The sequence below is a fragment of the Arthrobacter terricola genome (genome assembly GCF_004354015.1).
Lineage (GTDB): Bacteria > Actinomycetota > Actinomycetes > Actinomycetales > Micrococcaceae > Arthrobacter > Arthrobacter terricola.
This window is the reverse complement of sequence record NZ_SMRU01000070.1, coordinates 1-6,365: the sequence shown is the minus strand read 5'-3', so window position 1 is coordinate 6,365 and position 6,365 is coordinate 1. Positions and strand designations below refer to the sequence as shown.

Here is a 6,365-nt window from a genome sequence, read left to right as displayed (position 1 = left end):
GTCTTCGATGCTGATGTGGTTCTCGTCGTAGACCACCACGAGGTTGCCCAGTTCCTGGTGACCGGCCAGCGAGGACGCTTCGGAGGTCACGCCTTCCTGCAGGTCGCCGTCGGAGGCGATGACCCAGATCGTGTGGTCGAACGGGGAGGTGCCGGCCGGGGCGTCGGCGTCGAACAGGCCGCGCTGGCGGCGCTGGGAGTACGCGAAGCCGACCGAGGAGGCCAGGCCCTGGCCCAGCGGGCCGGTGGTGATTTCCACACCCGCGGTGTGCTTGTATTCCGGGTGGCCCGGGGTCAGCGCGCCCCAGGTACGCAGGGCTTCCAGGTCGGACATTTCCAGGCCGTAGCCGGCCAGGAACAACTGGATGTACAGGGTCAGGGAGCTGTGCCCCGGGGAGAGGATGAACCGGTCACGGCCGATCCAGTCCGGGTTCTTCGGGTCGTGGCGCATCAGCTTCTGGAACAACAGGTACGCGGCCGGGGCGAGGCTCATCGCCGTGCCCGGGTGGCCGTTGCCGACCTTCTCCACCGCGTCAGCGGCCAAAACACGCACCGTGTCCACGGCACGCTGGTCCACGCTGGTCCAGTCGAGCGTTGCGGTGCTGTCAGCGACAAGTGTCGCGCTTGCTGTCGGGTTCACGATTTGTCCTCTTCGATAATGGGTCTTCGGCCTACATCGGCCGAACGGGTATTTTCCGGTTGACATCCATAATCTCGATACAAACGGGTAGGTGTAACACTGTTTTCTGACGGTTCTAACTACCCTTTAGGACTGTGCGGAGGATTTCACCCGTCGGTAAACTGTCCAAATGGGCGCAATCGTCGTTTGTCAGCCCCCGGGCGTTGTGCCCTGGTTTTGTTAACTTCGAACCAGATAGAGCCGATCATGAAAATTGGAATCCTTACCAGCGGTGGCGACTGCCCCGGATTGAACGCCGTCATCCGCGGTGCCGTGCTTAAGGGCATCGCCGTCCACGGCCAGAAATTTGTGGGATTCCGTGACGGTTGGCGTGGTGTAGTGCAGGGTGACGTCGTCGATATTCCGCGGACCATGGTCCGCGGCATCGCCAAGCAGGGCGGCACCATCCTGGGTACGTCCCGCACTAACCCGTTCGAGGACGGCGGCGGCCCGGACGTTATCAAGGCCCACATGGACCGGCTGGGGATCGACGCGATGATTGCGATCGGCGGGGAGGGTACGCTCGCTGCGGCGAAGCGGCTCACCGACGCCGGACTGAAGATCGTCGGCGTGCCCAAGACCGTGGACAACGACCTCGACGCCACCGACTACGCTTTCGGGTTCGATACCGCCGTCCAGATCGCCACCGAGGCCATCGACCGGCTGCGCACCACGGGCGAATCACATCACCGTTGCATGATCGCGGAAGTCATGGGCCGCCACGTCGGCTGGATCGCACTGCATGCCGGGATGGCGTCAGGCGCCCACGCAATCCTGATCCCGGAACAAAAGGTCGGCATCGAGCAGATCTCCAAGTGGGTCCAGGAAGCCCACGACCGCGGCCGCGCACCGCTCGTGGTCGTGGCCGAAGGCTTCGTGCCGGACCACATGGAAGCACCGCACTCCGAACGCGGCCTGGACACCTTCGGCCGTCCCCGCCTCGGCGGCATCGCCGACCAACTCGCCCCCGAGATCGAGGCCCGCACCGGCATCGAAACCCGCGCCACGATCCTGGGCCACATCCAACGCGGCGGCGTCCCCTCCGCCTTCGACCGGGTCCTGGCCACCCGCCTTGGCATGGCCGCCATCGACTCCGTGGTCGAAGGCCGCTGGGGCAATATGGTTTCCCTCAAGGGAACCGACATTGAGCATGTTGCCTTTGAATCGGCCTTGGGCAAGCTCAAGACCGTTCCGCAGCACCGCTATGAGGAAGCAACGGTCCTCTTCGGCTAGGAGTGCTGCCTGTCAGTAACGCGGCCTGAGCTGGCAGCGCCACTCGGCCGGCCGGCGTCGGAATGTCGCGGTGAGGCTATGCCTGCAGACGCGGCCGTGCCAACCGGATGAGTGCGGCCGATGCCAACCCATCCTCATAGCAGTGCTCCCGACGCGGCGCTCAAGATTGACGCCAAGCCGTCGGTGGAGTCAGTGGGTGCCGGAGTCGAGGCGATGCTGCTCTGGTCCGAGGGCCGCGGCTTCGGCCGGCCGGGCGTGTCGGGGGAATCCGGATTGCTCGGCGCCGGAGTGGAGGTCGAAGGATCCGTGGGGCTCGGCGTCGGCTGCGGATACCGCGGCCCGGACGTGCCGGGGTCGGAAGGCGTCGGGCTCGGGACCACCGGTTGCGCGGGTGCGGGAACAGCGGGCGCCAGCACGGCAGGTACGGCAGGTGCCGGTACCGCGGGAACGGCTGGCGTAAGGCTCGGCGGAAGTGCCGACGGGGTCACGCCCGGGACTTGGATGCGGATCGGCGGGGTGGCTATCCGCTCCGAACCGCTACCGGAAGAGGAGCCTTGTGCGGCATGGTTCGCCTCGGTGGACTGACCCGCCTTGGTGGCCTGGGATGTCGGTGTCGCCGTCGCGCCGGGGGAGGTGCTCGCGCCCGTTGACGGGACTGTGGCCCCCGTTGAGTTTTGGGAGTCCGGGGAGTTTTGGTTTCCGGTGTCGCCGGAATCCTGGGTCTGGCTATCCGTATTGAACAACGGCAACTCGAGCGCGTGACCGATCGAACTCGCGGTCAGGACGAGGCCAACGGCGCCCGCCACTACCGCCATCCGCTGGCTCATGGCCTTGAAGTTCGCGGCCTTCTTCAGGACTGCGTGCGGTTCCTTGCTGAACGACGAGCCCGTGAACGACGCCGGGGCGAAGCTGTTGCGGACCGGAGCGGTCGCAGATTCTGCCGCCGCCACGGGGAGCGGCACCGGGACGGTGGGGATGGCCGCGGTGGCAGGCTCGGCCTCCTGGGCAGGCACTGGTTCCGCCTCCTGGGCGGGTACTGCTTCGGTCGCGGGCTCTGCCGCCGGGAGCGGCGCCGGGCGCGCGGGCACCACGGGGATTGCCGCCGTCGGGGGTCCCGGCGTGGTGGACACGGCAGGACCCTGGCTCGCTTCGGCAGCCCTCTTGCGCTCAGCGGCGCGGGCGGCCGCGCGCGTGGTAGGTGCCGCCGTCGTACTTTCCGGAGAAGTCGCGGGAATGGGCGGTTCGGCCCGACGGCGACCGCTTGGCTTGGTGGGTCCGGCCGAATTTTGGGCGCGGCGCGGCTGATCCATGGTTGGGGACATGGTGTTTGCCTCTCTACGCCTGCGAGGTTAGCTGTCGGGTTCGGACGAGGCCGTCCGGCCGCTGAGCGGCTTCACCCCGAGGGCCCATGGAGGGTGGGCCCGGAGACTGTGGGTCCCCCGTCTCTGCCGCGGGTCTGACGGATTCCGGGTTGCGGCAGAGCTCGGCGTCAGCCCGGAAGCGCCCCAGTTGGGGAGTGGAACGCCCTTCGACCGTACAGGAGGCTGGAGGCAAAGTCACATTTAGGTAACGGGATGGTTACTGAAATCCGCCCAAGGCTAGCTTTCCATGCCGGCATGCGGGTAGAACAGGGTCGTATGGAGCTGCCAGTGATGCCGCCGATCCCGCCCATGCTCGCCAAGCCTGTTCCCTCGATCCCGGACGTTGGGCACTTCGAGCCGAAATGGGATGGTTTCCGGACAATCGTTTTCAAAGACGGCGACGAGATTATCCTTGGCAGCCGCAACGAACGCCCCATGACAAGGTATTTCCCCGAGCTCGTCGATGCCTTGCGCCTGAACCTTCCGCCCAAATGCGTGGTCGACGGCGAGATCGTCCTGATCTCCGGCACCCGCCTCGACTTCGAAGGGCTTCAGCAGCGAATCCATCCGGCCGAGAGCCGGGTGCGACTGCTCGCGAAAAACACGCCGGCGTCATTCATTGCCTTCGACATCCTCGCGTTGGACGAGCAGAACCTCATGGACCGGCCCTTCGCCGAGCGGCGCGCCGCCCTCGAGGGCGCGCTGGCGGGGGCGAAGGCGCCTATTTTCGTCACGCCCGCCGTCCAGGAATTGAGCCGGGCCCAGGAGTGGTTCACGCTCCTTGAAGGAGCAGGGCTCGACGGCGTGCTATCCAAACCGCTCGACGGAACCTACCAGCCGAACAAGCGGGTCATGTTCAAGACGAAGCACGAGCGGACGGCGGATTGCGTGGTGGCGGGATTCCGCTGGCACAAAACGGCCAAGGTGGTTGGGTCGATGTTGCTGGGCCTCTACGATGACGCCGGCCGGCTGCAGCACGTGGGCGTTGTGGCTTCCTTTCCCATGGCGCGACGCCAAAGCCTGGTGGTCGAACTTGAGCCATACCAGACCGAGCTTGGCGAACATCCTTGGGGAGATTGGGGTTCCCCAACGCCGGGCTCCTCCGGCGGGTCCGGTTCCGCGGCGGGCGGCTCAGCGCCCGCGTCGCGGATGCCTGGCGGGCCCAGCCGGTGGAGCGCCGGCAAGGACTTTTCGTTCGTTCCTCTCCGGCCCGAACTCGTGGTCGAGGTGGCGTACGACTTCATGGAAGGCGACCGATTCCGGCATACCACCCAGTTCCGCCGCTGGCGCCCGGACCGTGAGCCGCAAAGCTGCACCTACGCGCAGTTGGAGGGATCAGCCGATTATGACCTTGGGGAGATCCTGCCGCTGCGTTGACCCTACTCTTCGTGTCCCTGGTCCGGGTTCACCGAGGCCGCGGACTCTTCCTGGGAACGCTTTTGTTTGTCCAACCATGCCATGACGTCCGCGAGCCGGATGCGCCGGTGCGTTCCGCGGTATTCCACGGGGATTTCGCCGCGATCGGTCATGTTGCGCAGATAGGTGTGCGATATTCCGGCGAGCTCGGCGGCCCTCGACGTCGTGAGCATTTCCTCCACGCTGCTCACCGTCACCGCTTCGCCGCGGCCCAGCCGCGAAAGGAGGTCGACGACGGCGTCCCTCGCCTCGTTCGGCAGCCGGTGGACCGTGCCGTCGACGAAGACAGTGACGTCGTCGCTGTCCTGGAGGGCGCGGGCCAGGTTCCGTGCGTCGTCTGCGGGCAGGCCAGGCGTCACCCGGGGAGCTATCAATGCCATGGCAGAAGCCTAGCTTTAGACGAACCCTTGCTTTAGACGAAACCCAGCGCTTTCGAGATATCGCGGGCGCCCTGCTGCAGTTGGTCCAAGGTATCCGGCAGTTGATCAGACTTCAGCCGCTGAACAGGGCCGTTGACCGTGAAAACGCCCACTACGGAACCTGCGAGGTCGTGGACCGGGACAGCGACGACGAAGAGGCCTTCCTCAAGTTCGTTGTCGATGACGGCGTATCCCTGTTCCCGGATCTTTTGCAACTCCTGCAGGAGCGCTTTCCGGCTGGTGATGGTGTTGGGCGTGTACCTCTCCAGCTTCTCGGGCAGTGCCTCGGCGATCCTGTTGTCGCTCAATTGGGCAAGGAGGAGCTTTCCCGTGGCGCTCGCGTGCATCGGGTACGTCTCGCCAACGTACAGCGAGACGTTCAGGTACCGGGTGGCCGAGGCTTCCGCGATGACGTCGTAGGCAAGATCGCCCCTGACCATCGCGAAGCTCACGGTCTCGTTGAGTTTGCGGGCGTACTCGTCGAGCACGGGCTGGATCCTGGCCACCGCCCCGGCGTAGGGATCGGCGAGCCTGCCCAGCCGGGCCATCTCCCATCCAAGCGTGTAGCGATTGTCCACTCGGTCCACGAAGCCGGTTTGCTCCAGGCTGAGGAGAAGGCGGAACGCGGTGGGCCGGGTGATCTTCACGGCCTGGGCCAGTTCGGTGACAGTGATGCCTTGTTTATGGCGTCCGAGTTCGCTCAGTATGACCGTGGCCTTGATGACGGACTTGTTGGTCAGGTCTGTGGCCTCATCGGGGGTCGACTCTTCGCCCGCCGATTCGCTCAGCGTATCTGCCCCTGGTTCCGTTGCCATGTAAGCTCCCGGTTCGCGTTCGCCCAAGGCACGCCGGCCTTGGTGGTTGATAACCATCCTATGCTCTTTCAACTGACGAACGGGGCGTTCAAAGCCACCTCAACCCCCTCGAGTTTGTGTACAGGTGACACCCCTCAAAACGAGGGCGGTTTCTAGGGGTCGTTGCAACACTTGGTGGTTAGGTGGTTAGTAGTAAATCACGTAGGCGCTCGGCTGGGGTTTTCCAGTCGAGCGTTTTGCGTGGGCGGCCGTTGAGTTCCTGGGCGACGTGTTCGAGGTCTTCGGGTCCGTAGACGGACAGGTCGGTGCCTTTGGGGAAGTATTGGCGCAGCAGGCCGTTGGTGTTCTCGTTCGAGCCGCGTTGCCAGGGGCTAGCGGGGTCGCAGAAGTAGACCTGCATGTCGGTGGCCATGGTGAAGGCTTTGTGTCCGGCCATTTCGGAG

Annotated in this window: 6 protein-coding genes, 1 pseudogene and 1 riboswitch; of the genes and pseudogenes, 2 read left to right on the top strand and 5 right to left on the bottom strand. The window is 65.2% G+C overall.

Going from position 1 to position 6,365, the window contains the following annotated elements:
- Window positions 1-639 (bottom strand): annotated as a pseudogene (locus E1809_RS26045) (transketolase); the annotation flags it as partial.
- Between the two features lie 246 nt (window positions 640-885).
- Between E1809_RS26045 and E1809_RS26040 the strand changes: the two are divergent.
- Window positions 886-1,911 carry a 6-phosphofructokinase gene (locus tag E1809_RS26040; RefSeq protein WP_133207112.1) on the top strand — a complete coding sequence of 342 codons (1,026 nt, stop codon included), beginning with the start codon at window positions 886-888 and terminating at the stop codon, window positions 1,909-1,911.
- Window positions 1,912-2,045: 134 nt separating this feature from the next.
- Here E1809_RS26040 and E1809_RS26035 read toward each other — a convergent pair whose 3' ends face one another.
- Window positions 2,046-3,233: a hypothetical protein gene (locus E1809_RS26035; protein ID WP_165962516.1), complete on the bottom strand. Its 1,188-nt coding sequence runs from the start codon at window positions 3,231-3,233 to the stop codon at window positions 2,046-2,048.
- A gap of 4 nt (window positions 3,234-3,237) precedes the next feature.
- Window positions 3,238-3,383, bottom strand: a riboswitch (cyclic di-AMP (ydaO/yuaA leader).
- A gap of 165 nt (window positions 3,384-3,548) precedes the next feature.
- On the opposite strand from E1809_RS26035, the gene E1809_RS26030 reads away from it, so the two are divergent.
- Window positions 3,549-4,649, top strand: coding sequence for an ATP-dependent DNA ligase (locus E1809_RS26030; RefSeq protein WP_133207111.1), 1,101 nt, complete (start codon window positions 3,549-3,551; stop codon window positions 4,647-4,649).
- 2 nt (window positions 4,650-4,651) lie between these two features.
- Here E1809_RS26030 and E1809_RS26025 read toward each other — a convergent pair whose 3' ends face one another.
- The 3 genes from E1809_RS26025 to E1809_RS26015 all read right to left on the bottom strand — a co-directional run.
- Window positions 4,652-5,068: a helix-turn-helix domain-containing protein gene (locus E1809_RS26025; protein WP_133207110.1), complete on the bottom strand. Its 417-nt coding sequence runs from the start codon at window positions 5,066-5,068 to the stop codon at window positions 4,652-4,654.
- 32 nt (window positions 5,069-5,100) lie between these two features.
- The gene (locus E1809_RS26020; RefSeq protein ID WP_235835785.1) at window positions 5,101-5,979 is read right to left on the bottom strand and encodes an IclR family transcriptional regulator; all 879 of its coding nucleotides are present in this window, start codon (window positions 5,977-5,979) and stop codon (window positions 5,101-5,103) included.
- A gap of 121 nt (window positions 5,980-6,100) precedes the next feature.
- The coding region (locus tag E1809_RS26015) for an IS30 family transposase (RefSeq protein WP_133203353.1) at window positions 6,101-6,365 on the bottom strand (265 nt) is incomplete at its 5' end.